The organism is Oxyplasma meridianum (assembly GCF_038024865.1).
Classification (GTDB): Archaea; Thermoplasmatota; Thermoplasmata; order Thermoplasmatales; family Thermoplasmataceae; genus Oxyplasma; species Oxyplasma meridianum.
Genome location: NZ_CP133772.1, coordinates 1,189,014 through 1,211,499 on the forward strand (window position 1 = coordinate 1,189,014; position 22,486 = coordinate 1,211,499).

Below are 22,486 nucleotides of genomic sequence, written 5' to 3' on the forward strand. Positions count from 1 at the left end.
CTAAAGACCTTCAATGGTATACAGGTCTCTCCTTCTTTCTTTTAACAGTGGAACACTTTCTGCATATTCCTTTACAATGCCCATATCCAGATCAACGTTAAGCACTGTCTCTTCCTCTTCTGCTTCTGCAATTACATCTCCCCATGGGCTAACTGCCATGGAGTGCCCAATGAACTGTTCATTACAGTTTGAAGATGCTATGACGAAGGAACCATTTTCAATGGCCCTTGCCCTGATCAGTGTTTTCCAGTGATCAAGCTTCCTTTCACCCTTGAACCATCCCGCCTGGTATGAGAGAATGTCTGAACCAAGAAGGCGCAGCATTCTGGCAGGTTCCGGGAAACGGAGGTCGTAGCATATCAGTGTACCAAGAGTAAAATTTTCAGAGGTAAATGCCAAATAGCCGTTGAGGCCAAAATCATAAACATTGGATTCTTTAGACGAATAAGCATCAAAAAGGTGAGTCTTCCTGTAAATGCCTGCCACAAATCCCATGTCATCAATAAATACGGATGTATTGTATGGCTTTACATTATTTCCATTGCTCTCTGCCATGTTCATCAGAACCCTTATTCTGTTTTTTTTTGCAGAAGAAGCTATTGCTGATACAAAATTTCCGGAGATATTCTCGGACTCTTTCACAATCCCCCTGGGATTACTGTAGTCTGGAATGTACATCTGGTATTCAGGAAAAACAACAAGATCTGTCTTTTCATTTTTCAGGCTTTCAAGTATATCCAGGCTTTTTTTCAGATTATCCTCCTTTGAACCAGTGGATCCCATCTGTACAATTGAAACTTTTACATGTGCCATTTAAATAGCACCTCCTTCCGATAATTTTTCAGGCAGATAGGTGTCAGTAACATAGTTCAGTCCGTATTTTGCAAGTGCCTGCTGTTCAGCTTTTTTGTTTATCTGAAGCATTGTCTCGATCTCCTCCTTCCATGTCTCTGAATTGAATCTTGGATCATTAAGTTCTGCTTTGAGTGCATCTACATCCTTATCTGTAAGTTTATCAGTGGGCAGATCATAATTTAGTATATCTGAGGCAGTCACACCGATGAATCCAGCTGTGGGGACTGCAAGATGGTGTGATATATGGGCTGTCTTTATTGCACCATAGGCAATTGAACCAAAAATCCTGAAAGACCATGGATCACCGTCTGTGAAAACATACACGGGAAGGCCAAGTTCCTCATTCATTCTCTTTAGAATTCTCCTGGTGCTCCTTGCGGGCTGTCCCTTGAGATGTACCAGTACCGATCTCATCCTCTCATCAAAACCGTTTTCAACAAGCCTGTCAAACATTCCACCTGTTTCTATTGCAAGTATAAAGTCAGCGTCTGCGGATTTAAGCCTGAGTTTTTCCTTTTCCACATTATATGGTATTGGGTACCCTCCATCCCCCACGTCATCCTTGCAGTTAATTGTTTTGAAATCGCCTTTCCTGCTTTTCTCCTCCACTGTTATGTTTCCGATAATACTGGCACCATTTTCCTCTGGCCTGAGGTGGAAATCCTCTCTCAGAAGCTTACTTACAATTTCAAGGTCTTCAGCCAAGAGGTTGGATTCATCCTGTGTATGGAACTTGCCATTTCCCCAGCCCTCCGATATGTAATACATTTCTCTAAGAGTTGAAGACTTGTTTTCTCCAATCATCTCCATTATGAACTCCACCACAGAAAGAACCTTAAGAATATATTCAGCCCCGTCAATTGATCTGGCGCTTCTCGTAGTGATATTTTCTCCATATCTCCAGATGGAGTATTTTGGATCAAGGACAATGTTGTCCTTATTCCTGGAGGGAAGTGATATCTCCGGTACCTCTCCCATTTTCAGTGCAGTATACATCTCCAGTACCATCTTTCTCAGTTTTTCAATAGATTCTTCATCATTGTTCATCCTGCGTTTCACCCTCCTCTATCTTAACAGATTTAACATTCCAGTCAGATGGGAGAAGTTCCCCTCCCTGCACATATACTGGATCTATCCCCTTGAAATAGTAATCAGTTCCTGCATAATCTATAAATTTGCCCTTCATTGTGAACGATACCTTCCTCGATTCAGATGGCAAAAGATTGTCAATATTCCATGAAATGCCTTCTTCCGGCACATCTCCAGTTGGGGGTGATGCGTAAAGGGTGAAGCTTCTCTCCTCCCCTGAATAATTTATTATTTCCACTTCTATTTCCATAGAATCATCCCTCTGGACGGTATTCTCCTTTATAAAAACAACATTTGCAATTTTTGAAATGATTGGGCCCACAGCAGGCTGGTCCTCATTGACAATGGACGCAGCCTTCCTTGCTATTTCCGGAATCAGGCTCTGAACAAGCCTGAATTTCTCATTGATTTTTTGTCTTTTGTCCTTCTTATTCATGAAAGATTTAAGAGATCTACCCATGATCTTCATTGCAAGCTTTATCTCCTCCATTATTGCCTCAACGTTTGCAATTGCCTCTTTTGATTCGGATGTATATGGTAATCTGACGCCATAAACATGGACAAAAATGATGGCCGGCCCAAATGGTATTCCGGTGCCCTGCCTCTGTTCAAGCCCATAAGACCTCCAGTCTGTTTCAGATATTGCCCTTGTGATTGCACAGGCTCCAGGCTGGTAAAGAAGCGGGACTTTGTTTGCGTACCTTACTATTCTCACCTGATCATCACCTCTGATGTCCCCACCATAAACCAGACCGGCTTCAACCGCAAAAGGGTTCCCGTTATAAACAGATGCCTTCCTTATGACAGGCCTGCAGTAGAATGAAGGGTGGTGATCCTCGTATACATTTTTCAGCCCCTTTATTATGAATTCCTCGCCAAGTGGGGATAGGCAGTCAGTGGGGGGAGGCATCATTTTTACTTTTGTGAACGCTTCCCTCAGTGCTGATATCTCATGGAGAGTGATCTGCCTGGGGTCTTTGTTTTCTTCAATTCCCGCAAGTTTGAGGATTTCTGATGCAAGGTTTCTGCTGATCCTGTTGAAATCAGATGTCAGAAAAGACCACATTGATTTTTCATGGGATTCCTTTGCCATAGACTGCACCTCTCCCATCTCAAGACCAAGTGGGTATGGTTTTACTGGTACTGAAGGCTTGGACGGTACCTCAAGTGCCCTGTTGAATATGTATTTCCTGTTATCCGGGTCTGTGAAAAGAAGCTGCATATTTGGGTTTGAAACTGCCGTCTCCTTCAGGTATTCAAAAATGGACTGCCTTCCAACCTGGTATTTGCCTCTTAGAGGTATGGAGACTGAAGTCCCGCTGACCCTGTTCCATATAACGGGCTTCTCCTCCACTATATTGGCAGTATTATCTTTAACATTTATTCCCAGGCGGAACTCGAATGCTACCTCATCCCCTGCAATTTTTGATTTTACATTGGAGACTTTTCCCGTTGTTATCTGCCCATAAAGTATTGCTGCAGTTATACCGATACCCTGCTGCCCCCTTGTCTGCCTGAGTCTGTGAAATCTTGACCCATAGAGGAGCTGCCCGAAGACTTTGGGTATCTCCTGCCTGTTTATCCCTGGGCCGTTATCCTCAACTGTAACAGTATACTGATCAGTATGGTCCTTCCTGATTGAGACAGAAATATCAGGCAGTATGCTGTTCTCTTCGCATGCATCAAGGGAATTATCCAGAGCTTCCTTCACCACCATGAACATTGATTTCTGGGGAGAATCGAAACCAAGAATGTGTTTATTCTTTTCAAAAAATTCAGAAATAGATATTTCCTTAAATCTGTCCTGGGTGTCCCTGTTTCGGACCATGGAGCTTTCAGTGGCTTGACCCTAATATTTTTTACCATTGGTCTTATTGTTTGCAGTTAGGGATTACAGGTAGTTCTCAACACCATAACCCTGATCCAGGAAATGAGAACATTACGGCAAAACCTTTTCATTTCACATATCCAGTAAAATATGATTTTATGCAAGCAAATCTAACTGCCCTGAAAAATGCTGATCTAAAATTAATGGATTATCCAAAATACCCAAGATCGTCTTTCGGTTGGTTCTTTCCCTGTACATCTTCCTGCATTTTTTCTGTTATCTGTTCAATCTGCTTGCTTCTCTCCTCCAGTTCTTTTATGTCGACATTGACATCAAGCAGTAAAGACAAAACTTTGACAAGTTCCTTTGCCCCTTTTGGATCCGCAAAGTATCCTGACGTCTCACCCATCAGGCACGCACCTCGTATGTTGAAAAGTTCCATTGCCATTCCCAGTATCACTCCAGCTGAACCCACTATTCCTCCACCAGGTTCCCCCTTAGGAAATACCACTCCATAGTATTCAAGAAGGTTCACAAATTCAACACCAGTAACTGCACCGAGAACTCTGGGGGTTTCGACTATCTTCCCTGTGCTATAACCACCCAGAGTATATAATGCCGATACGTTGAGCTTTTGAGCAAACTCCAGAATCTTATAGGAAAGTTCATACTGACCTTCCTGTGTAGAACCCTGAAAATCCCCCACAAGAACCAGAAGATCGTTTTTACCCTTTGGTATTTTCTTGTAATAGATTGAGTTTCTGACCAGATGTACAACGCCATCCTCTCCTATGAAAACCTGAGGCGGAAAATACTGCGAGAATATGTCTACAAGTTTTTCCATTTTCATTTTTTCTATAAGGTACTCTGCAGCTATCTTTCCAACATTGCCTATCCCGGGAAGCCCTCCTATAAGCACCGGATTATTAAGTCTGGGCCTTTTATATTGATTAACTACTATCTTTTCCATTCATCTCACCCCTGAGATCCTTTATCCTGTATTTCTGAAATCTGTCCACTGGCGAATACTTTGGCGGTATTGCCGGTACTGACTCCATGCCGCAAATTGTACAGTGTTCTTCAAGTGTATATGTATTGCAATTCCGGCATTTTCTTATTAGTGAATTCATCCTTTATTGCTTCCTTATGAATTCTGCAACCACGCCGTTCTTTTTCGAATTGTCTATTACTGCCTGAACAGCCCTTTTCAAAGAATCTTCTGCCGCCTTATAATCTTTATCTGTTACCGTTACTCTGTATCTGGGTGCCCCTGCATACTGTATTTTAGCACCCTGTTTCTCTCCGGCTTCCATGGAATCCTTGATCAGTTCCACACCGTTAGCTGCAAGGGAGTATGCCTCTATAAATCCCCCTATCTTTACATATGGAACAACAATGTTTTCCTTGGCGACTCTCTGGAACACTGTTTTCCATTCTTCATTAACATCAGGAAGCCACTCTTCTGAAGCTGCCGCGTCCTCGAATGCATTGTAAAGGTTGAGAAATCTGTTTTCAAGGTCCATTCCGAAAGCACTGTAACATTCATCCGGAGTTTTCTTAAGTGCCTTTGCCACTATTTCAAAAAGCTTCTGGGATTTCTGTTCGTTCTTCCACTCAGATATCTTTTCTCTCCTCTGATGTTCATTTGCTCTTTTAAGGGAAAGGTCCACGTATCCCCTTGTTGTGTCAACATTGAGAACTTTGCATACAGTCCTCTGCCCCTCTCTGAGATAATCCTTGATGTGTTTGACCCAGCCAGTTGCAACCTCAGCTATATGGATGAATCCTTCTTTTCCAGGATACTCGTCCAGTTTTACATTTGCGCCAAAGTTCCTTACTTCTTTTATGGTGACCACTACAAGGTCGCCGACTTCCGGTAAATTCTTCCGCATTAGAGAACTCCCGTGACCTCAGAAGTTGTTTCCAAGGTTCCTCCAGTTGGCCTGGCCATGGTTGAACCACATATATTGCATACCACAACACTGGATATTTTGGAATAAGTTATCTGCTCATTTCCGCAGTCCTTGCATTTCAATTTTATGAATTTACTCCCTATGCTTTTCAATTTTACAAACTTCTGTTCAGCCATTTTACTGCACCTCCACCAGTTCGAATTTCTTTGCCCTTATTCCTTTAGGTGTTGTTGCCTTCTTGCATTGCAGACATCTAAGCCTTAGAGGTACTCTCTTTGTAGGTTTCTCTCTTCCTTCATACTTAGGTCTGGGGAAACCTCCGTATCCTGATGTTGCTCTTCTGAATCTCCTCTGTCCTGCCTTGAACTCACTTGCCTTTTTCTTTCGGACTCTCTCCACTTCGTGCAATGTGTGTTTCTTGCAACTTGGACAGTAAGCTTTAATTTCCTTTGGCATTTTCACTATTTTCACCTTTTGCTTGACATTGACCGGTTATGTGCAATCCATATTATTTTCATGCATAATAACTTCGGCAAAGTAAAATCTATATTGCCAGGATCAATATAAGTTTTAACCGCAGAATGCATTGGTATGATTTGAATCGCCATGTTCTGTAAAAGTTGGGAAACTCTATTAAGACTAATTCGGATTAACATAATGTGCGAAGGAAAGTTTTTTACACTGGCCTTGTAATCCTCATAATCGGCATAGTGCTGGTTGTATCTGGATCTGCTTTATTAAGTGGAAAACTCATCACTGGAGACAGCTTCCAGCATGTTGATTCTGATGTATTTGTTACAAAGAATTTGCAGTTCAATGGCACAACTTTTCTTCTTGTAACAAATACTTCTGCCAATATTTCGCTGATAAGGACCTCCGATATGCCTCTGGCTGGACCTGGGAACATATCCAACTATGCAATTAGCCCCACACTATCCATTTTCACCGATAGAACTTACAAAGTGGGATCTGGAAACTATACGCTGATATTCTTCGGGAAATTGGCACCCCATGTCAGTTATGAATACATACTTCAATCCCAGGAGTATCTGGCTTCATTGGAAGTAATCGGTATAGTCCTGGGAATAATAGGTTTCATAGTAATGATGGTAGGTGCATTCATGAAGGAAAAGTCAAAGGAAGATGACATTATGAAACAGTTTGAGAAACTTTGACGGTTTCAAGGAATATCTTTATTTATATCACCTTATTGTTATTCTACCCAGTGTATGGGATACATTGGAGAAAATGATATATCAGATAAAGATTACAGCTTTGAGGCATGCAATTGGTTGGAAGATAATGTTAAATAGATTTTTACAATGCATCGCCTGAATTTAAATGCCAAAACAACAGTCAAATATTGCCAGACCCATGGATGTGCTGCGAGGGTCCGTAGACCATAATGTCCTTGTAGACGTTAAGGGAAACAGAGCCTACTCAGGCATCCTTGAGGGTTACGACATATACATGAACCTTGTGATTAAAAACGCGGGGGAGACCATACATGGGGAAAACAAGGGAAATTATGACAGAATTCTGGTCAGAGGGGATAATGTGATATTTATTTCTCCATCTCGAGGTGACAGTCAATGAGCAACGGAACATCAGTAATGGGAAAAATGGGAAGCAAAAAGGTACACATAAGGTGCAGAAGATGCGGCCATCATTCATACCATGTTAGGGAGAAGAGGTGCTCTCACTGTGGATATCCCGCCCCAAAACTCAGATCCTATAGATGGGCTAAAGCCAAATGATCACTGTGCTGTTGTCGGTTTTATAGGTAAGACCACTGCGTACCCTTATCTAGTAACATCCCTTCGTACGCTACAGCACAGAGGACAGGAGAGTGCAGGAATTGCAACATTTCATGACGACGTAATTAGCGTTAAAAAAGGAATGGGACTTGTACATGAGGTTTTTACTGACAGAGATATGGAGACAGGATCTATACTTAATGGACAGGTTGGCATAGGGCATACACGCTATTCCACATCCGGGTCTAAAGGATTGGAAAATATCGGTCCTTTCCTTGTTTCAAATTCATATGGTTATATTGCGATTTCCCACAACGGTGAGATTACCAACGCAAACCAGTTGAGGGAACAGCTGAAACTCAAAGGTGTTCCATTTCTAAGCAGTTCTGATACCGAAGTTATGCTCATGGAGATCTCCACAGAGATTAACAAGCATGGAATCATAAATGGTTTCAGGAATTCTGTAAACAGACTTAGAGGAGCCTATTCCTGTTCCATAATGGTGGGTAAAAGACTTTTTGCTCTCCGTGATCCAATGGGTTTTAGACCTTTGGTTATCGGCTATGCTGACGAAGGCTACATAGTGGCTTCTGAAAGCTGTGTAATGGACATACTCAATGGTGAAATGATAAGAGATGTAAAACCTGGGGAACTGGTTGAACTTACTCCTGATGGACCTAAAAGCATATTTACCATACCGGCAGCACATACAACCCACTGCATGTTTGAGTATGTATACTTTGCAAGGCCTGACAGCGTTATAGATAATGTGGATGTCTTCCAGACCAGAATAAGGTTGGGCAGAACCCTGGCAAAAGAGTACCCGGCCCTTGCGGATGTTGTAATACCGGTTCCTGATTCAGGCAGATCACAGGCATTGGGGTATTCCTTGGAATCCGGAATAAAATACAGCGAAGGTCTGATTAAGAACAGGTTCTCTGAGAGAACATTCATCATGCCAAATCAGAAATCCAGACTTTCTGCCCTGAAACTTAAACTTAACCCCATAAAATCCGAAATAGAGGGAAAGAGAGTTGTTCTTGTTGACGACAGTATTGTCAGGGGGAATACCATGAAGCATATTATTGCAATCCTCAGGAAAGCAGGGGCCAGAGAAGTACATGTGAGAGTAGGATCCCCAAGGATAATAGCCCCATGCTACTTCGGTGTTGACATGAAGACAAAAGACCAGTTCATTGCCACTGGTAAGACAATACAGGAGATAGGGGATGAGATTGGGGCGGACAGTATAGGGTATACATCCATTGATGGGCTTGTTAAAAGCATAACCATGGAAAAGAGATCACTCTGCATTTCATGCCTGACAGGCGAATACCCTATTCCAGTTGAGGGTGGAAAGTATTACGGGCAGCAGGAGCTGGAAAGCTTCTGATCACTTTGATTTTGCTTCATGTATCCTTTTAGTTATAAGATTCTTCATGGTTTCAGTATCTATTCTAGTGCCGTAGAAGTCTGCCCTTACTGCTATGGCAAGCTTATTGGCAACAGTCCTTGCTATTTTTCCTCTTTTTGAGGGGGGGAGAGATGATATCCCAGGATATTTGAAGAGAAAACCATGCTTTGGCGAAGGCGTACCAGTCCTCATATGCTTAAAAAATGCCTTCTCTGATCCCAGCACCTGGAAGGTACTGGCCGGGAACTTTACCATATTTCTCAAACCGCCTGATCTCCAGAGCAGCTCCAGGGCCAGAGATCCCCCTATGAGATCTACTGTGTTTGGCATTATTCTTACAGCCATTTCACTTGTAAACTGAAAAAGGTCTGTCCTGAATGAACACATAGATAGGCCGATAGAAGCTGATTTTACAACCATTGATATGGATGGATCTGCATCTGAAACTGCCGCCATGGATCGGAAATAAAGGCATGGATCATCCTGGTTGTATTCCACTCCGGTGAGAATTCCGAAGGAATCGATCTTCTCCAGATACAGATTGATAATCTCCGTGATTTCCTCATAGAGAGAATAAAATTTTATCAGAAGCCTGTCTTCGGTAAATTCATCTTTTATTCTTTTTTTTCCGTACTCCATAAGGAGATCGTGCAGGGAAGGCTCGCTTTTCTCCCTTATCATTTCCCTTTCTGGAATCTCTCCCCTTCTCAGGGCGTCGAAAATCTCTATGAAATTTGTTCTGAGGTCTCTGTAGACCCATATCTCTTTTCCGTTCCTTATCTCTCCGTACCACTTTCTTGTTGTCTTCCCTGAATTTACTGTCATCTGATCTATCAACCCTGTTCTTTCTCTGTTCCGGTTTGGTTACTTTCCCTGTCAACCTGGCAGGTTTTTCCACAGAACCTGAAATGAAATTTACTTTTTTCGGATTTGGATCAAGCATAACCCTGTCAAAGTCAACAACCTTTGTATCTGTGATCTGTGAGTATGATACAAGCATTTTTCCACTGGCAAGTATCTCATTTGTATCAGAAATTGCAACAACCCTGTCTCCCCTCAGTGGAGTTCCGATAATTGCTTTTATACCGCCTGGGAAAAGATCCGAACCATGAGCTATGTTCTGGATTGCTGATGCTTTGACCACTATCTTCCCATAATCCCTGAAGAGATAATCCATTGGAAATACTATTTTCCTCAGTGCACTGTTTTCTCCCTCTTCCGCAAGCTTCATTGCATCACTGAGATCCTGAAGTGTTACAGCATCTTTCTCACTAAAAATTCCGCTTGCAGTCCTGCGTAGATCCATTAACTGTCCCCCGGTGCCCAGTACGTATCCCATATCTGTACAGAGAGTCCTAACATATGTTCCAGACTCCGATCTAACTCTGAAAAGTATATCTCTCCCCTTTTTCTCAATGATTTCCAGGCTGTATATCCATCTTGTACGAAGATTTCTTGAAACTGCTGATCTTACTGGAGGTATCTGGTATATCTCACCTGTGAATTCCTCCATAACCTTTCTTACTTTTTCCTCGCCTACATCCTCGTGAATAAACATAACACCTACGTATTCCTTTGGCATTTCATGTGCGATCTCCACAAGTTTCACCGCTCTGCCCAGCGCCATTACAAGAACTCCCGTGGCAGAAGGGTCCAGTGTACCAATATGGGCAACCTTCTCTATTCCCAGAATTGACCTGACCCAGTAATCAATCTGGTGGCTTGTGGGTCCCTTGGGTTTATCTATTACTATAAAGCCTTCCAGAAAGTCAGCAGAGGTCTTTTCCTTTGATCGATTCATAAATTTTATTCACCACATCTTCCACCGAAAGAGTATCGGTGTCAATTACAAGATCGTAAATACCTGTTAGGCTATAATCTATTCCATAAAATTTCATGTATCTTAGATATTCAGATTCTTCCCTTACTTTCACCATGTCACTGGTCTTCTGGTTCTGATCCCTATAACTTACCCTCTGCACCCTGGTATTGAAGGATGCGTTAAGGAAAATTTTGAATGCTTCCAGACCGTTTCTAACACATAACCATCCCGCAAGTCTGGATTCCAGGACTATGTTATCATTATCTCTGAGAAAGTCTAAAATCATTTTATCCTGTTTTTCATCGATCTCCGGTCTGGATTCAGCATATACGTTAAATTCTTCAATGCTCATTCCATGATCCTTAGCAAGAGACCTGAAAAAAACACCGCCTGAAATAAATTTATAGGAAAGGCGAGCTGCAAGCTGCTTGCCCACCGTAGATTTTCCACTCCCAATGGGGCCGCTAATTGTTACCCGCATTGTATTCTATCTGTCCGGGATTCTCAGACTGGAACCTCTTAAGCCTGTATGAAAAATCAAAGAACTTTATTATCATACTGACAAAGTATCCGATCACAAGACTTGCAATAAATTCAACTTCAATCCATGCGGGGAAAACCCAGAGATGTGAGGTTGCAATGTTAACATTAAGTGCCCATGGAACTGATATCATCTGATATGGAAGGGCGCTTATGAAATAGAAGAGCCATATAACAATAAGAAATGTGAATATACTGAGAACCATGAGAGGCTTCATCTGATTCATCTGAACCATATTCTGCTCCATCATCATGCTTGACTGCATTTTACTCATCTTCTGAATCTTATCTTTCTGACCACTCCTGTATGCTTCCCTCATGACCTTCTGGAAAGCCCTCATCCTCAACTGGGCTTTTCCCATCCTGATCCAGTCAGTAAAAAAGTATCTTGGAATGGATGTTATAAGACCGATAATAACTCCACTAATTACTATGCTGATTAGGGGATAAGCATAATTGAAACCGAAAAGGGGCATAAATACGTCGTTCAGAGCCCCACCTATAACACCTCTTAGCGAAGGGTTAGCAATAATTATGAGCAGAACAAAACTCATAAGCATTGGAAGCATCTGGTAGCCCATCATCTTCTTCATCTGGTCTGCCTGCTGTTTTTGACTATCTGTCCTGTTTTCAACCAACGAACATCAACCTCCCTACTATTTTCTCGGCTGCCATTTCCGGTTTACCTTCCACATTGGAGATGTAGTTTACAGTTGCCCCTGTATATACAGAATATGCAGCCGCATAATATCTGTTTATCTCCTGATGCTCTCTTATTTCATTAACCTTATCCTCATCTCTAACTCGAGTCCCATCAAGTTCTCTTCTTTTCTTTATGGTTTCAGGATCAGCTTCCAGAACGAAATAGGAGGAGACCTTCAGTTCCCTGAGAACCCATTCTGGAAGTCCTGGAAGGTATCCCCGTGGTGACTTTATTGACATATGTGTATCTATGATAACGTCATCCATACGTCCTATGGCTGAAGATGCCTTTTTCTGAAGATTAATCTGCGTGTCAATATTCAGTTTTCTCAGTTCGTCTCTGTTGCTGACCAGTTTAATGTCTCTAGCCATTTCATACATCAATGTTCCAAAATTGATAATGTCATAGTTGGAACTTTTTTTTACAATTTCAAGGACCGTGGATTTTCCAACCCCGGCCACACCAGATATTACAACTCTCATTTATCCACCAACAAAGAACTGCCTAATGACTGGATGCATCTCCATCAGCTGTTCCCTTCCCATGGCCTCATAGAACTGGATCACTATACCTACGGCTAAGAGGAGACCTGTACCACTGGTATCCCCTACTGTACCTATAAGATCTGCTCCAGCTGCTAGAAGCCCCACCGCAAGTCCGCTAAACACAGTTATTGCAGGAATGTATTTTTTAAGTACACGTTCCATAACCTTGGGGTCTCTCCTGAAGCCTGGAATTTGCATACCGCTTGACCGTATCTGCTTTGCAACAGCGGATGGGCCCATATTTGTTGTTTCAATCCAGAATTTAGCAAACATAACACTGGCTATAGCCATGAAGCCCACGAAAACAATTATGTGGATAAGTTCCTCCAATGAAGAATGCCCCAGAAGAATATTCTGGTAAACGCTGGGCTGAAAGAGCGGGAATAGCCAGTCCGACAAACCGCTAGGCGTGAACAGATAAAATGCCAAACCTCCGGTTGGCGTGGTGCTGGATATACCTAAGGTAGATATCTGGGCCGCAGTAGGATAAGACCCTAAAAAGGGATCGTGCCCGAGTATTGGAACATGACTCAGAACAGGACTACTCCAAAACAATAATGTCCACATTGATACATTTGCCAGAAGAGCCGTAGCAAGTATAACTGGTATATTTGAAGCGTATAACAGTTGAAGCGGATAACGCCCCCTGGCCCCCCGCACCCGTTCATGCGATATGGGTAGTTCGATCTTGCTACTCTGGAAATATGCTACTATGAAGAATATTAAAAGTGTCCCTATAAGAGCTATTATTGGGTTTGGTTGCTGGAAAAGTATCTGAAGGTATCCAGTGCTAAGAAGGTACCCGGAGGTTGCATGCCCCAGTATGAAAAACATTTTTGGAAGCGCGCCTGCTGGGGGGTTAAGAAGTGAAAGAGCTGAACCGGCCGTAGATGGGAGCCAACTGAACGTTCCGGTGACCAACTGCTGAGATACACCTGCTGCTATAAACAGGGAGATACCGGAACCAATGCCGTATTTTGATACAACCTCATCCATGAGGAAAACAAGATATGAACCGAAGAACAACTGAAGAATAATTATGGTTTCTGAAAGAAACTGCCCATAACCGGGGATCACAGAATTTATGCTTGCCACCAGTCCAGCGTCCGGTACAAGGTACCCGAATGCCTGTGGTATGGCCTCCACGAATATCATAACTATAACGAGAAGTTTTTGCACTCCCTGGTATATTGCTTTATCTTCTGAGTTTGTGAGATCTATATTAAATATCTTAGCTCCTGCAAAAAGCTGCATAACTATACTTGCAGTAACTATTGGCCCTATTCCCAGGTCCATAAGAGACCCTGATGCACCTGCAAATATTGCCCTGAATGAAGCAAACACATCAACTGTCTGAGTTGTGTTAAGGCCGTAGATGTAGATATTTGTGAGAATGAAATAAAGGATAACAACTGATGCTGTCCAGATTATCTTCCACTTGAATTCGACATGGCCTTTTGCCTTCTTGACAGCAGGAAGTTTAGCTGTGAAATTCTCAAGTCCATATAATTTGCTTGACTTTGGACCTGCATAACTCATTATCAGGTAACCAATAAGAAACAGGGGCGCTGTTATGGCTGAAGCTATTAAAAGTTTAATAATCCCCAGATGCCCGAAATACCAGAACCCCAGTACCACCAGGGCAAATACAGCAACAATGGGAATTGCTGCTCTTTTATTCCTCTTTATTTCCACCATTAACTTCTACCGTTGACCCCTGAGCGGAAAGCTTATTTATGGACTTTTCTGTTGCCTTATTTATCTTTATTAAAGATTTCTCTCTAAATTCACCACTACCAAGTAATTTATCATAACCTGCAGACACAAGATCTATGCTGTAAATTTTTCCCTCTTTTTTTGCAAATCCATGTTTTTCCAGATTTGGCAGGATGTTTGACAGTTCGGACAGTGTGATGGGGACCTCGACCTTGACAGGGTGGTGACTGGTAAATCCTTTTCCTCCAAAATGGAGGGGATCATTAATTAGGGTCCTGACCCAATGATGCTTGTGAAGTCCTGCATTTCCAGAACCTCCTCTTTTACCTTTTCCTCTGCCGGATTTCATTCCTCGCCCATAATGTCCTCCTCTCTGTTTTTTTGTTCTAGTTCTCACCATTCAGGTCAACTCCCGGTTTTATCATTCTTTTTATGAGCTCGTTAATCTCTTTGCCCCGATATCCAGCAGAACCCCCCATCTGATAAGGCTTTCGAATTGCTTCGTATCCTTTTCTTGGCGGATTCAACCTCAGAACAGGTACCACGTCTTTGATATCTTTGTATTTCACCTTGCCCTCAATAAGAGATTTGGCAAGCGCTTTATATGTTGTGAAACCCGTCTGTTCCTTGAGGGACTTTTCATCTATTTTCTTTCTCCCTTTAAAAAGAGTCCTGTTTTCCAGTAATACTGTAAGGGTCTCCTGGTCTATCTCGCCCCATGTCAGGTAATCCTTTGCCTTCTGAAGCATACCCTTTACCACAGGGTCTTCCGGCATGAGAACAAGATGGTTTATTTTGTGCAGCCTCAGAAGTTCTGTAGTTTTTTGGGCCTTGGGCCTTATCCCTGTAGATCCTCTAATCCTGATTATCGCTAACATTTCCAACACTCCCTACATAAATTGGCGTACTCAACTGAATTGCAGAGTTTATCTTCATCTTTGATGTGTTTCTCATTGCATCAAAACTTGCAAGTGCATAGTTGACCGTTGTCTTTGTATGTCCCTTGGCAAATCCCCACGCGTCATCTATTCCAGCCATTCTCAATATAATTTTTGCCACATCGCCTACTGCTTTTCCTACTCCCTGTGGAGACGGTTTCAGAGTTACTTCCACTGATCCTGATTTTCCTATGACTTCGAATGGAAGTGAATGTGCTCTCCCGCAGCCACATTCCCATGATCCACAACCTCTCCTTATCTCTATGAGATTTATCTTTGCGTTGTTGATTGCTTTTCTTATTGCCGGAGCGGCCTCTTTTGCCTTTCCTCTGCCAAGTCCTATAAAACCATCGCTGTTTCCCACAACTGCTGTAACCGAATAGTTCATCCTTCTTCCTGAGTCTGTCATCCTCTGTGCTCTTTCAACATCCACAACTTCATCTGCAATGTTAGGCAGAAGGTAATCGACTATCTGGTACTCTTTCAGGGGAAGTTTCGTTCTCAATGCCTCTGACATTGTTTTAATCTCACCAGAAGCAACCAGTTTTCCCAGTTGAGTCTTGGGGATCCACGTTTCATCGCTCATATTTTCTCCTCCATTAATGGAATTGTTGCCTTAATGTCAACCTTGTTTTTAAGGTGCTTACCGGCAAGCCTGTCCTTGCTAGGAAATACCGATTTTTCATGAGGTACTTTAAGCCCGGAATCTGTAACGCCTTTCAGCACAGAGGCGATCCTTCCTCCCTTAATGATGTTGAATCTTCCTGTGTCCAGGATTGCCTGGTGTATTTTGTGTTTTTTTGCCTTTAAACCCAGATTGTACCCCACAAGGTAAGCAACCTGCGTGTTGTTTCCCTCCAAGTTTATTCCCAACTTGGTAAGGGTCTTTTCCGTGACAGTCAGAACTATTTTGTCTCCTGAAGGGTTGTAATCCACCAGCTGTGCAATTATGCCTTTCCTTGAAACCCTTATAACAAGCCTGTGCTGTCCTGATTTGAGAAGACCCAATCTCTTCTTGTAGTTTGTCACTCCAAGTCTCTTTCTCTTCATTACGCTTGGTCTTTTCATTGGTTACCCACCTTTTCCATTTTAGAGTTTACATGGGACCTTAGTTGTGCTCTAGACTTTATAGAGCCACCTTTTATCTCTCTATAGAACTTTCTGTAGGTTTTTGAATCCAGGTTCTTTTCAACTTTCAGCTTTCTCAATTCATCCCTGAGAGCCCTGATAGTCTTCACCCATCTGTCTTTTCTTGGAAATCTGGCGTACTTGGTTCCTCTAATTGATCCTTCCCCACGCCTTCTTTCTTTTCCCAGCTGCTGGATCCTCTTCTTAAGTCTGCTATTTGAATTTCCCTTCTTCTGTTTGAGCTGTATGACTTTCCTGTCAATAAGAGTCCTGATATCAGATCTTGAAGCGGCATCAAGTATATCCTCTATGCTGTTTGTATCAATCCAGACACGTGATATGCCTGATTTGAAATGATCTGCGGCCACTCTTTTAGCCGTTTTCATCTTCATTTAGTTTTCACCCCTGTTTAGTATTTTTAAACCAATTTCATCGGCTTTCTCCAAAATCATGGACCTCTTCCTGGACCCTACTCCTGATGATATCCTTCCGGCCTCTTTTGTAACATCCAGCTTCTCAAGGTCTGCAAGATTATATACCATGACCTCCCTGAAACCGGATGGATGAAGTCCTCTAACCAGTTTAGGTGACCTGTAACCTGCATCTACGTTTGGAGGCCTCCATGAAAGATGTTCCCTTAGTTTGGAATGCATACCTCTCGGTTTTCTCCATACTTCATCAAATTTCTTGTACCTGAACCACTCCTGTCTCCTAAATGCAGGTCTCTTTCTTCCCTGTTCATTTTTAATCTTCAGGAGTCTCTTTTCCTCCTTTGAAAGTGATGGTTTTCTGTCGGTCATATCTGGCTCCCTCCCGTGAGAAGATAAATTCCATCCTGGAACACCCTAAGATCGAACCCTTTAATTTTTGTGGCCCTTTCTATATTGGAGGCGGTTTCTCCAAGTTCTCTTTTATCTATTCCGTTGAGGAACACTCTGTCCCCCTTTACAGAGACCTTGGTGTTTCCTATGATTCTTGCCTGTCTTGGTGATCTCTCCCCAAGAAAGTTTTCAATTAGAACTGTATTGCCCCTTACTGAAACCCTGGTTGGAAAATGTGTGTAATCTATTTTCATCTCGTATTCAAACCCCTTTGTTACACCCTGAAACATGTTCTTTAACTCTGACTCCCATGTCCCGGATATGCCATGCGATCTCCTGTTTTTCTTGCTTGATTCTACTTTTATTTTTCCCGTCTCCAGCCTTACTCTTACATAGTTGTCTCTAAGTATTCTTGAAACCTGTCCAAGCTTACCTGAAACGTGTACTACGTTGTCCTCGATTGAAAGTTTTACTTCCTTCGGGACCTCAAATGAAGAGACTTCTTCCCATTTTATCATTTTCATCACCTAATATACAAATGCCAGGAGTCTTCCCCCGAGACCCTGTTTTCTGGCCTCTATGTGACTCATGACACCCTTTGTGGTCGTAAGTATGAGTATTCCGAAATCCTGTGCCGGAAGATACCTTGCCTCATATTTTCCAAGAAGAGAATTCTTCACTGGAAATCTGGGCTTTATCACTCCGCAGTTGTTAATAGTATCACTCAATACTATCTTGAATTTCCCACCTTTGCTTTCGTCTACTACCTCAAAGCCCTTGAGATAGTTGTAATCCTGCATTACCTTAAGCACCCTTCCTATGAGCCTTGCCGCCGGTTCTGCTTCAATTGTTCTGTTTCCTGTTCTGGAAGCACTCTTTATGCTGTTTATTATATCATTCAATGGATCATGTCTCATAGTTTCACCTCAACTGTATTTCCGGAATCCAAGTTCCGGAGCTGTCTCCCTGAAGCACTGTCTGCACAGTCTTAGCCCATATCTTCTTATCATGCCTCTCTTTCTGCCGCATCTTAGGCACCCATTCTTCCTGCCGAAATTCTTTTTAGGTTGTAATTTAATTTGAGCCATTTTTTCACCTTAAAGTATAGTTACCCCGAATTTGTCTTTCAGGTACTCCATAGATTCCTCTTTTTTCACCCTGATTTTGTCCGGAAGTCTCTTTGTTGCAATCTTTCTTCTGGAGAGCCTGTAGCCGCCCTTCCTTTTGAAAACTATAGCCACATCCATACCGAATATTCCGATATCAGGATCGTACTTCATTCCCTTGAAATCCGTATAATCAGGGATGCCCATGTATGCATTACCCTGCTTGTCGAAGGAATAATTCTGGATCTTGTAGTCTCTGGCAAAGAATGCTCTTTTGAGGAAGTCCTCCGCATCTTCCCCTCGAAGGGTTACCTTGGTACCTATAGTGAGTCCCTTTCTTATATTAAAATCTCGAACGGTCTTTTTAGATGTCGTGAGTACAGGTTTGTGGTTTGTTAGCATTTCCAGAACTTTCTGTGCCTTTACCAGGCGATCCCCAGCCGATCCTGCTCCAATGTTAAGGACCACTTTCTCTATAGATATCTCTTCCATCTGATTTTTATCTGCCATTATTGTGCCACCTCGTTGAATTCAAATGTGAACTTTGGTGTTCCTATTATGAATACATAGTCAGTAATTGTCGCAAAACCTTCCTCAAAATGGATCATGTTGGCGTGTGAGGATTCCTTTATTTCAATCTTCTTTACAGTTACAACTTTTCCCACATGGGATCCTCCGGTGAGAAACGCCTTGTTTCCCACCTGGAATTTAAGAGTATGAAGTATCTGTTTTTCTGGTATCTTGAGAACTAGTACATCACCTGATTTTATACCTTGATCTTCAGTGACTATATTCTGTCCGTCGTGTAGGATAAGTTGAATTTTTCCACCACGAATTGTTTTTTTATCTTCAACCTTGGCTAGTTTTGTCCCGGCATTCTTCTGCATGTCTTCAGTTAGAGTCAGTCTACCTTTGTTATCATACAGAACCCTGTAGTCATGTTCCTGCCCTTCTATGGATACAACATCCATAAACCCTATTGGATACCTTCTCTCCTTTACAATTTTTCCATCAACCTTTACAAATTTACCGTTAAGTATCCTGGTGACTTCTCGCTCTTTGTCTCCAATTTTGAGGTAATCCCTCAATGCAGTAAGCAATGGAATACTGTCTACTGCGTTATGCTTTCCGGGGGCAGGTGTGGCGCCCCAGAAGTGTACCTTTCTGGGTATTTTTACCTCTCTCGATACCATCTGTCGTTTAGTTTTTGTTATCATCGGTCTCTTCCTCACTATCTTTTTCGTCAAGATCCTCCAGTGTCAGGCTATGGTCATCTTCTTCTGATTCCTCATTTTCCGTCTCTTCTCCAGAAACTTTTTGTTCTTCTTCTGAAGCGTTTTGTTCCTCCAGAACTGGGGATGACTCAGTTGCAGTGGTGTCAATTGGTTCGGGGACATCCTCCACCTGAATATTCTTCTGCCCTGCAAGAAATTTCAGTCTTTGAAGCCTTTCCGGCTTTGAAAGATCAAGTCTTGTTATTCTGATATTTCTGGGATCCAGGTAATACTCCTTCTGCTTTCCATCTGCTTTTGCGATTGTTATTCCTTCGATGGATATTTTACCGGAAACTCGATCCACATCAATAACCTTCCCGCCCTCTGATTTTTTTCCTCCTGATTTTACAGTGACTATATCGCCTTTAACTACGGCAAAGCTCCTAATACCGTATTTTTTTCTCAAATCTTTACTTAATGATACATTTACTTTTGATTTCATATTCTACACCTAAACTATAGTTGAGGCTATTGCAGCTATCCTCGGCCATCTTTCGGCAGCTTCCCTAGCAACAGGACCCTTGATCTCTGAACCTCTTACCTCTCCTTCCGGTGTGACCAGTACTGCAGCATTCTCCTCAAATTCTATCATAGTGCCATCAGATCTTCTGTATGGCCTTCTCTGTCTTATGACTACGGCGTAAACAACCTTTGCCCTCATCTCAGGAGTTCCTTTCTTGACGGCTGCTATGAACATGTCACCAACACCGGCTGCAGGTATCCTACTTGCAACACCGTGATAAGCCTTTACATCAATAAGGCTGATTATTTTAGCTCCACTGTTGTCAGCGCATGGCATAGTGGCTCCGAGAGGGAGACCTCTGTGTTGTCTTCCGGCTATTCCTCTCATTGCGGCATCCTCTCCACAACCACAAATGAGATTGTCTTTGCCAGTTTCCTGCATTCAGCGATCTTTACCATGTCCCCAGGCTGCACTTTAATGCAGTCCGGAACATGAACATGATATTCAGAAAACTGGGTCATCTTCCTTTCGTATTTCTTTAAGCTTTTTTTGTACGTTCTTCTTATGACTGCACTTTTCAGCATTGATGCAGATTCCACCTTGCCTGTGATAATCTGACCCCTTATAGAGAGGTCACCGTGGAATGGACATTTTTTATCTGTGCATTCCTCTCTAGGTGGTGTTACATCAAGCCCTATATTTCTACTCATTGTTTTCTTCCTCCTAACATTTTCTCAATTCTTCTGATTTCTTTTATCCTGTTCTCAGGTCTGAGTGCGATTAAATCGCCTCTGAGAACCTGAAAGTTTCCATTTTTCCCTTTAATCTTGAAATCCGTTCCTTTTTTTTGTATTACATATTTCCTGTTATTCCTCAGTACAAAAGTGTTTCTGGTCTCCATCACTACAATACCCCTTATTCCAAGGTTGCACCTGTTACTGCTTCTTACTACTTCCAGCGTTTCTCCCATGAATTCTCCTGTATGCAGTTGCAGTGATGCGTTCATCATACCACTTCCGTTTTGAAGCCCATTTCATCCAGATATTTTTTCACAGAATCTCTATGATCTCCCTGAAGCTCTATGGTCTTTCCATCCTTTACAGTCCCACCGGATGCAACTTTACGTTTGAGGATTTTAGCAATATCGTCAACGTTTTCCAGTTTTGGGTCAATGCCTTCAATTATGGTCACGTTTTTACCATACCTTCTTTTGTCAACACTTACCTTTACTGACTGTGTATCCCTATTGAAACCGTCCCAAGGTTGGAGTTCCTTTGGTATTCCTGTGAAATTTTTATCCTTCATCTAATTCTTTTCCCCCTCGCCCAGAACTGTGTATATTCTGGCAAGCTGCCTTCTTATGGATCTTATCTTTCCTGGGCTGGCAGGGGCTCCTCCCATAGCTACGGCAGATCTTTCCCTGAGCAGTGATTCCTCAAGAGACTTCTGTCTTTCCATTATTTCATCATTACTCATTTTTCTCAGTTGTTTCGCCTTTGTTTCCATCTTTTCCCTCCATTGTAGATTTTATAATTTTATCCGGAATCTTTATGTCGTCTGGGAGTCTATAGTCATTCTTCAAAATTCTGACATTTACACCTATAATTCCCTGCTTTAGTTTTGCGGCTGAGAAACCATTATCCATTCCGCTTCTTGCAGGTTCGCCAGAATACTTTATTGAACCATACATGAATTTCTGGCTTCTTGCCCTTTCACCAGATATCTTCCCTCCTATCTTTATCATGACGCCTCTTGTTCCAGAATCAATTATTCTTCTCAGAGTAGTGTTTCCGGCTTTCCTGTATGCCCACCCTTTTTCAAGAGATATTGCTATCTTTTTTGATATGATCTGTGGGTTAAGGTCTGGATTATCCACTTCTTTGACCTCTATCTGAGGTGATTCTACCTTGTATTTTTTTTCCAGGGTATCAGTAATTTCAGCGACCTTGCTTCCATGCCTCCCTATCACGAGACCTGGTTTATTAACCTGAAGAGTCAGGTTTGTTCCGAAAGGAGTTCTTCTCATTTCGAGGCCTCCAAAGCCAGCTGTATCAGTCTCTCTTTTTATATATTCGGTGATCAGTAGTTTCTTGACTGATTCCGCCACAAACTTTCTCTCTTTCATGCTTCCTCTTCCTCCATAACTACAACTTCAAGATTTATGAGGTCTTTGAAATTCGCCCCTGCCCTCCCATATGCCTTAGGAGTGAATTTCTTAATCATTCTTCCTTTTGTTGCCGCAATATGTACGATTTTAAGATTATCTGTATCAAGGCTCTTGAATTCAGCATTAGCCTCCACGTTTAGCAGAAGCTGGTTGAATGCTTTAGCTGCCTTTATAGGGTATCTTCCCGGTCCCTGCCCCTTCCTGTGGGAAACTGAATCCAGGTACCTGAAATATGGTACAGGTATCTCCTTTTTCATCACGCCCTCAATTGTTGTCTTGGCCCTTTCCAGATCCATTCCTCTGAGGAAATGAGCAATGTTTATTGCATCTTTTGCCGATATATCCGCTTCCCTGATTTTGGCAATTGCGCTTTTCTCAGGTATTTTTTCAATTGAATATCCTTTCAT

General features: G+C 42.3%; 37 protein-coding genes. 4 read left to right on the top strand and 33 right to left on the bottom strand.

Going from position 1 to position 22,486, the window contains the following annotated elements:
- The 8 genes from OXIME_RS06255 to OXIME_RS06290 all read right to left on the bottom strand — a co-directional run bounded on the left by OXIME_RS06255 (position 1) and on the right by OXIME_RS06290 (position 6,147).
- Positions 1 to 813, bottom strand: a complete 813-nt coding sequence (locus OXIME_RS06255; RefSeq protein ID WP_393970991.1) for a carbon-nitrogen hydrolase family protein — start codon at positions 811 to 813, stop codon at positions 1 to 3.
- Positions 814 to 1,902 (bottom strand): DNA topoisomerase IV subunit A, encoded by a 1,089-nt coding sequence (locus tag OXIME_RS06260; RefSeq protein WP_393970992.1) that lies wholly within the window; start codon positions 1,900 to 1,902, stop codon positions 814 to 816.
- Positions 1,892 to 3,772: a DNA topoisomerase VI subunit B gene (locus OXIME_RS06265; RefSeq protein WP_393970993.1), complete on the bottom strand. Its 1,881-nt coding sequence runs from the start codon at positions 3,770 to 3,772 to the stop codon at positions 1,892 to 1,894. The genes OXIME_RS06260 and OXIME_RS06265 overlap by 11 nt, the downstream gene beginning before the upstream one ends.
- 208 nt (positions 3,773 to 3,980) lie before the next feature.
- Complete coding sequence (locus OXIME_RS06270; RefSeq protein ID WP_393970994.1) at positions 3,981 to 4,742, bottom strand: proteasome assembly chaperone family protein; 762 nt, start codon at positions 4,740 to 4,742, stop codon at positions 3,981 to 3,983.
- Complete coding sequence (locus OXIME_RS06275) at positions 4,723 to 4,902, bottom strand: RNA-protein complex protein Nop10 (RefSeq protein ID WP_393970995.1); 180 nt, start codon at positions 4,900 to 4,902, stop codon at positions 4,723 to 4,725. The genes OXIME_RS06270 and OXIME_RS06275 overlap by 20 nt, the downstream gene beginning before the upstream one ends.
- A gap of 3 nt (positions 4,903 to 4,905) precedes the next feature.
- Positions 4,906 to 5,664 carry a translation initiation factor IF-2 subunit alpha gene (locus OXIME_RS06280; protein WP_393970996.1) on the bottom strand — a complete coding sequence of 253 codons (759 nt, stop codon included), beginning with the start codon at positions 5,662 to 5,664 and terminating at the stop codon, positions 4,906 to 4,908.
- Positions 5,664 to 5,861 (bottom strand): 30S ribosomal protein S27e, encoded by a 198-nt coding sequence (locus tag OXIME_RS06285; RefSeq protein ID WP_393970997.1) that lies wholly within the window; start codon positions 5,859 to 5,861, stop codon positions 5,664 to 5,666. Before OXIME_RS06285 ends, OXIME_RS06280 begins: the two co-directional genes overlap by 1 nt.
- A 1-nt stretch (position 5,862) precedes the next feature.
- Positions 5,863 to 6,147: a 50S ribosomal protein L44e gene (locus tag OXIME_RS06290; RefSeq protein WP_393970998.1), complete on the bottom strand. Its 285-nt coding sequence runs from the start codon at positions 6,145 to 6,147 to the stop codon at positions 5,863 to 5,865.
- Between the two features lie 197 nt (positions 6,148 to 6,344).
- Between OXIME_RS06290 and OXIME_RS06295 the strand changes: the two genes are divergently transcribed.
- From OXIME_RS06295 to purF, 4 genes are all read left to right on the top strand, one after another.
- Positions 6,345 to 6,860 (top strand): hypothetical protein, encoded by a 516-nt coding sequence (locus OXIME_RS06295; protein WP_393970999.1) that lies wholly within the window; start codon positions 6,345 to 6,347, stop codon positions 6,858 to 6,860.
- Positions 6,861 to 7,026: 166 nt separating this feature from the next.
- Positions 7,027 to 7,281 (top strand): LSM domain-containing protein, encoded by a 255-nt coding sequence (locus OXIME_RS06300; RefSeq protein WP_393971000.1) that lies wholly within the window; start codon positions 7,027 to 7,029, stop codon positions 7,279 to 7,281.
- On the top strand, positions 7,278 to 7,442 hold the full coding sequence (locus OXIME_RS06305; RefSeq protein ID WP_393971001.1) for a 50S ribosomal protein L37e: 165 nt from the start codon (positions 7,278 to 7,280) through the stop codon (positions 7,440 to 7,442). Before OXIME_RS06300 ends, OXIME_RS06305 begins: the two co-directional genes overlap by 4 nt.
- The gene (purF, locus tag OXIME_RS06310) at positions 7,390 to 8,835 is read left to right on the top strand and encodes an amidophosphoribosyltransferase (RefSeq protein ID WP_393971002.1); all 1,446 of its coding nucleotides are present in this window, start codon (positions 7,390 to 7,392) and stop codon (positions 8,833 to 8,835) included. Before OXIME_RS06305 ends, purF begins: the two co-directional genes overlap by 53 nt.
- Here purF and OXIME_RS06315 read toward each other — a convergent pair whose 3' ends face one another.
- Genes OXIME_RS06315 through OXIME_RS06435 form a run of 25 tightly spaced genes read right to left on the bottom strand, consistent with a single transcriptional unit; the run spans position 8,836 to position 22,486 of the window.
- A complete protein-coding gene (locus OXIME_RS06315; RefSeq protein WP_393971003.1) occupies positions 8,836 to 9,537 on the bottom strand; it encodes a ribosomal biogenesis protein in 702 nt (233 codons plus the stop codon). It abuts the gene before it with no gap.
- On the bottom strand, positions 9,464 to 10,657 hold the full coding sequence (locus tag OXIME_RS06320) for an RNA-guided pseudouridylation complex pseudouridine synthase subunit Cbf5 (RefSeq protein WP_393971004.1): 1,194 nt from the start codon (positions 10,655 to 10,657) through the stop codon (positions 9,464 to 9,466). Before OXIME_RS06320 ends, OXIME_RS06315 begins: the two co-directional genes overlap by 74 nt.
- Positions 10,626 to 11,159 carry a (d)CMP kinase gene (gene cmk, locus OXIME_RS06325; protein ID WP_393971005.1) on the bottom strand — a complete coding sequence of 178 codons (534 nt, stop codon included), beginning with the start codon at positions 11,157 to 11,159 and terminating at the stop codon, positions 10,626 to 10,628. The genes OXIME_RS06320 and cmk overlap by 32 nt, the downstream gene beginning before the upstream one ends.
- Positions 11,143 to 11,856 (bottom strand): DUF106 domain-containing protein, encoded by a 714-nt coding sequence (locus tag OXIME_RS06330; RefSeq protein WP_393971006.1) that lies wholly within the window; start codon positions 11,854 to 11,856, stop codon positions 11,143 to 11,145. Before OXIME_RS06330 ends, cmk begins: the two co-directional genes overlap by 17 nt.
- On the bottom strand, positions 11,849 to 12,403 hold the full coding sequence (locus OXIME_RS06335) for an adenylate kinase (RefSeq protein ID WP_393971007.1): 555 nt from the start codon (positions 12,401 to 12,403) through the stop codon (positions 11,849 to 11,851). The genes OXIME_RS06330 and OXIME_RS06335 overlap by 8 nt, the downstream gene beginning before the upstream one ends.
- The gene (secY, locus tag OXIME_RS06340) at positions 12,404 to 14,164 is read right to left on the bottom strand and encodes a preprotein translocase subunit SecY (RefSeq protein WP_393971008.1); all 1,761 of its coding nucleotides are present in this window, start codon (positions 14,162 to 14,164) and stop codon (positions 12,404 to 12,406) included. It abuts the gene before it with no gap.
- Entirely contained in the window at positions 14,142 to 14,582 is a 441-nt protein-coding gene (locus OXIME_RS06345; RefSeq protein ID WP_393971009.1) for an uL15 family ribosomal protein, read from the bottom strand. Before OXIME_RS06345 ends, secY begins: the two co-directional genes overlap by 23 nt.
- Positions 14,569 to 15,060 carry a 50S ribosomal protein L30 gene (locus OXIME_RS06350; protein WP_393971010.1) on the bottom strand — a complete coding sequence of 164 codons (492 nt, stop codon included), beginning with the start codon at positions 15,058 to 15,060 and terminating at the stop codon, positions 14,569 to 14,571. Before OXIME_RS06350 ends, OXIME_RS06345 begins: the two co-directional genes overlap by 14 nt.
- Entirely contained in the window at positions 15,038 to 15,706 is a 669-nt protein-coding gene (locus tag OXIME_RS06355; RefSeq protein WP_393971011.1) for a 30S ribosomal protein S5, read from the bottom strand. Before OXIME_RS06355 ends, OXIME_RS06350 begins: the two co-directional genes overlap by 23 nt.
- The gene (locus tag OXIME_RS06360; protein ID WP_393971012.1) at positions 15,703 to 16,188 is read right to left on the bottom strand and encodes a 50S ribosomal protein L18; all 486 of its coding nucleotides are present in this window, start codon (positions 16,186 to 16,188) and stop codon (positions 15,703 to 15,705) included. Before OXIME_RS06360 ends, OXIME_RS06355 begins: the two co-directional genes overlap by 4 nt.
- Positions 16,185 to 16,640 carry a 50S ribosomal protein L19e gene (locus OXIME_RS06365; RefSeq protein WP_393971013.1) on the bottom strand — a complete coding sequence of 152 codons (456 nt, stop codon included), beginning with the start codon at positions 16,638 to 16,640 and terminating at the stop codon, positions 16,185 to 16,187. The genes OXIME_RS06360 and OXIME_RS06365 overlap by 4 nt, the downstream gene beginning before the upstream one ends.
- The gene (locus OXIME_RS06370) at positions 16,641 to 17,048 is read right to left on the bottom strand and encodes a 50S ribosomal protein L32e (protein WP_393971014.1); all 408 of its coding nucleotides are present in this window, start codon (positions 17,046 to 17,048) and stop codon (positions 16,641 to 16,643) included.
- Positions 17,045 to 17,587, bottom strand: coding sequence for a 50S ribosomal protein L6 (locus OXIME_RS06375; protein WP_393971015.1), 543 nt, complete (start codon positions 17,585 to 17,587; stop codon positions 17,045 to 17,047). The genes OXIME_RS06370 and OXIME_RS06375 overlap by 4 nt, the downstream gene beginning before the upstream one ends.
- Positions 17,588 to 17,596: 9 nt before the next feature.
- Positions 17,597 to 17,986 (bottom strand): 30S ribosomal protein S8, encoded by a 390-nt coding sequence (locus OXIME_RS06380; RefSeq protein WP_393971016.1) that lies wholly within the window; start codon positions 17,984 to 17,986, stop codon positions 17,597 to 17,599.
- Between the two features lie 9 nt (positions 17,987 to 17,995).
- Positions 17,996 to 18,157: a 30S ribosomal protein S14 gene (locus OXIME_RS06385; RefSeq protein ID WP_393971017.1), complete on the bottom strand. Its 162-nt coding sequence runs from the start codon at positions 18,155 to 18,157 to the stop codon at positions 17,996 to 17,998.
- 9 nt (positions 18,158 to 18,166) lie between these two features.
- A complete protein-coding gene (locus OXIME_RS06390; RefSeq protein WP_393971018.1) occupies positions 18,167 to 18,685 on the bottom strand; it encodes a 50S ribosomal protein L5 in 519 nt (172 codons plus the stop codon).
- On the bottom strand, positions 18,685 to 19,392 hold the full coding sequence (locus OXIME_RS06395) for a 30S ribosomal protein S4e (protein WP_393971019.1): 708 nt from the start codon (positions 19,390 to 19,392) through the stop codon (positions 18,685 to 18,687). Before OXIME_RS06395 ends, OXIME_RS06390 begins: the two co-directional genes overlap by 1 nt.
- Positions 19,376 to 19,891: a 50S ribosomal protein L24 gene (gene rplX, locus OXIME_RS06400; protein ID WP_393971020.1), complete on the bottom strand. Its 516-nt coding sequence runs from the start codon at positions 19,889 to 19,891 to the stop codon at positions 19,376 to 19,378. Before rplX ends, OXIME_RS06395 begins: the two co-directional genes overlap by 17 nt.
- 9 nt (positions 19,892 to 19,900) lie before the next feature.
- Complete coding sequence (rpl14p, locus tag OXIME_RS06405) at positions 19,901 to 20,299, bottom strand: 50S ribosomal protein L14 (RefSeq protein ID WP_393972258.1); 399 nt, start codon at positions 20,297 to 20,299, stop codon at positions 19,901 to 19,903.
- Entirely contained in the window at positions 20,296 to 20,622 is a 327-nt protein-coding gene (locus OXIME_RS06410) for a 30S ribosomal protein S17 (protein ID WP_393971021.1), read from the bottom strand. The genes rpl14p and OXIME_RS06410 overlap by 4 nt, the downstream gene beginning before the upstream one ends.
- Entirely contained in the window at positions 20,619 to 20,918 is a 300-nt protein-coding gene (locus OXIME_RS06415) for a ribonuclease P protein subunit (RefSeq protein ID WP_393971022.1), read from the bottom strand. The genes OXIME_RS06410 and OXIME_RS06415 overlap by 4 nt, the downstream gene beginning before the upstream one ends.
- Entirely contained in the window at positions 20,918 to 21,217 is a 300-nt protein-coding gene (locus OXIME_RS06420; protein ID WP_393971023.1) for a translation initiation factor, read from the bottom strand. The genes OXIME_RS06415 and OXIME_RS06420 overlap by 1 nt, the downstream gene beginning before the upstream one ends.
- The gene (gene rpmC, locus OXIME_RS06425; protein ID WP_393971024.1) at positions 21,218 to 21,388 is read right to left on the bottom strand and encodes a 50S ribosomal protein L29; all 171 of its coding nucleotides are present in this window, start codon (positions 21,386 to 21,388) and stop codon (positions 21,218 to 21,220) included.
- Positions 21,381 to 22,037, bottom strand: coding sequence for a 30S ribosomal protein S3 (locus tag OXIME_RS06430; protein WP_393971025.1), 657 nt, complete (start codon positions 22,035 to 22,037; stop codon positions 21,381 to 21,383). Before OXIME_RS06430 ends, rpmC begins: the two co-directional genes overlap by 8 nt.
- Positions 22,034 to 22,486 (bottom strand): 50S ribosomal protein L22, encoded by a 453-nt coding sequence (locus OXIME_RS06435; protein WP_393971026.1) that lies wholly within the window; start codon positions 22,484 to 22,486, stop codon positions 22,034 to 22,036. Before OXIME_RS06435 ends, OXIME_RS06430 begins: the two co-directional genes overlap by 4 nt.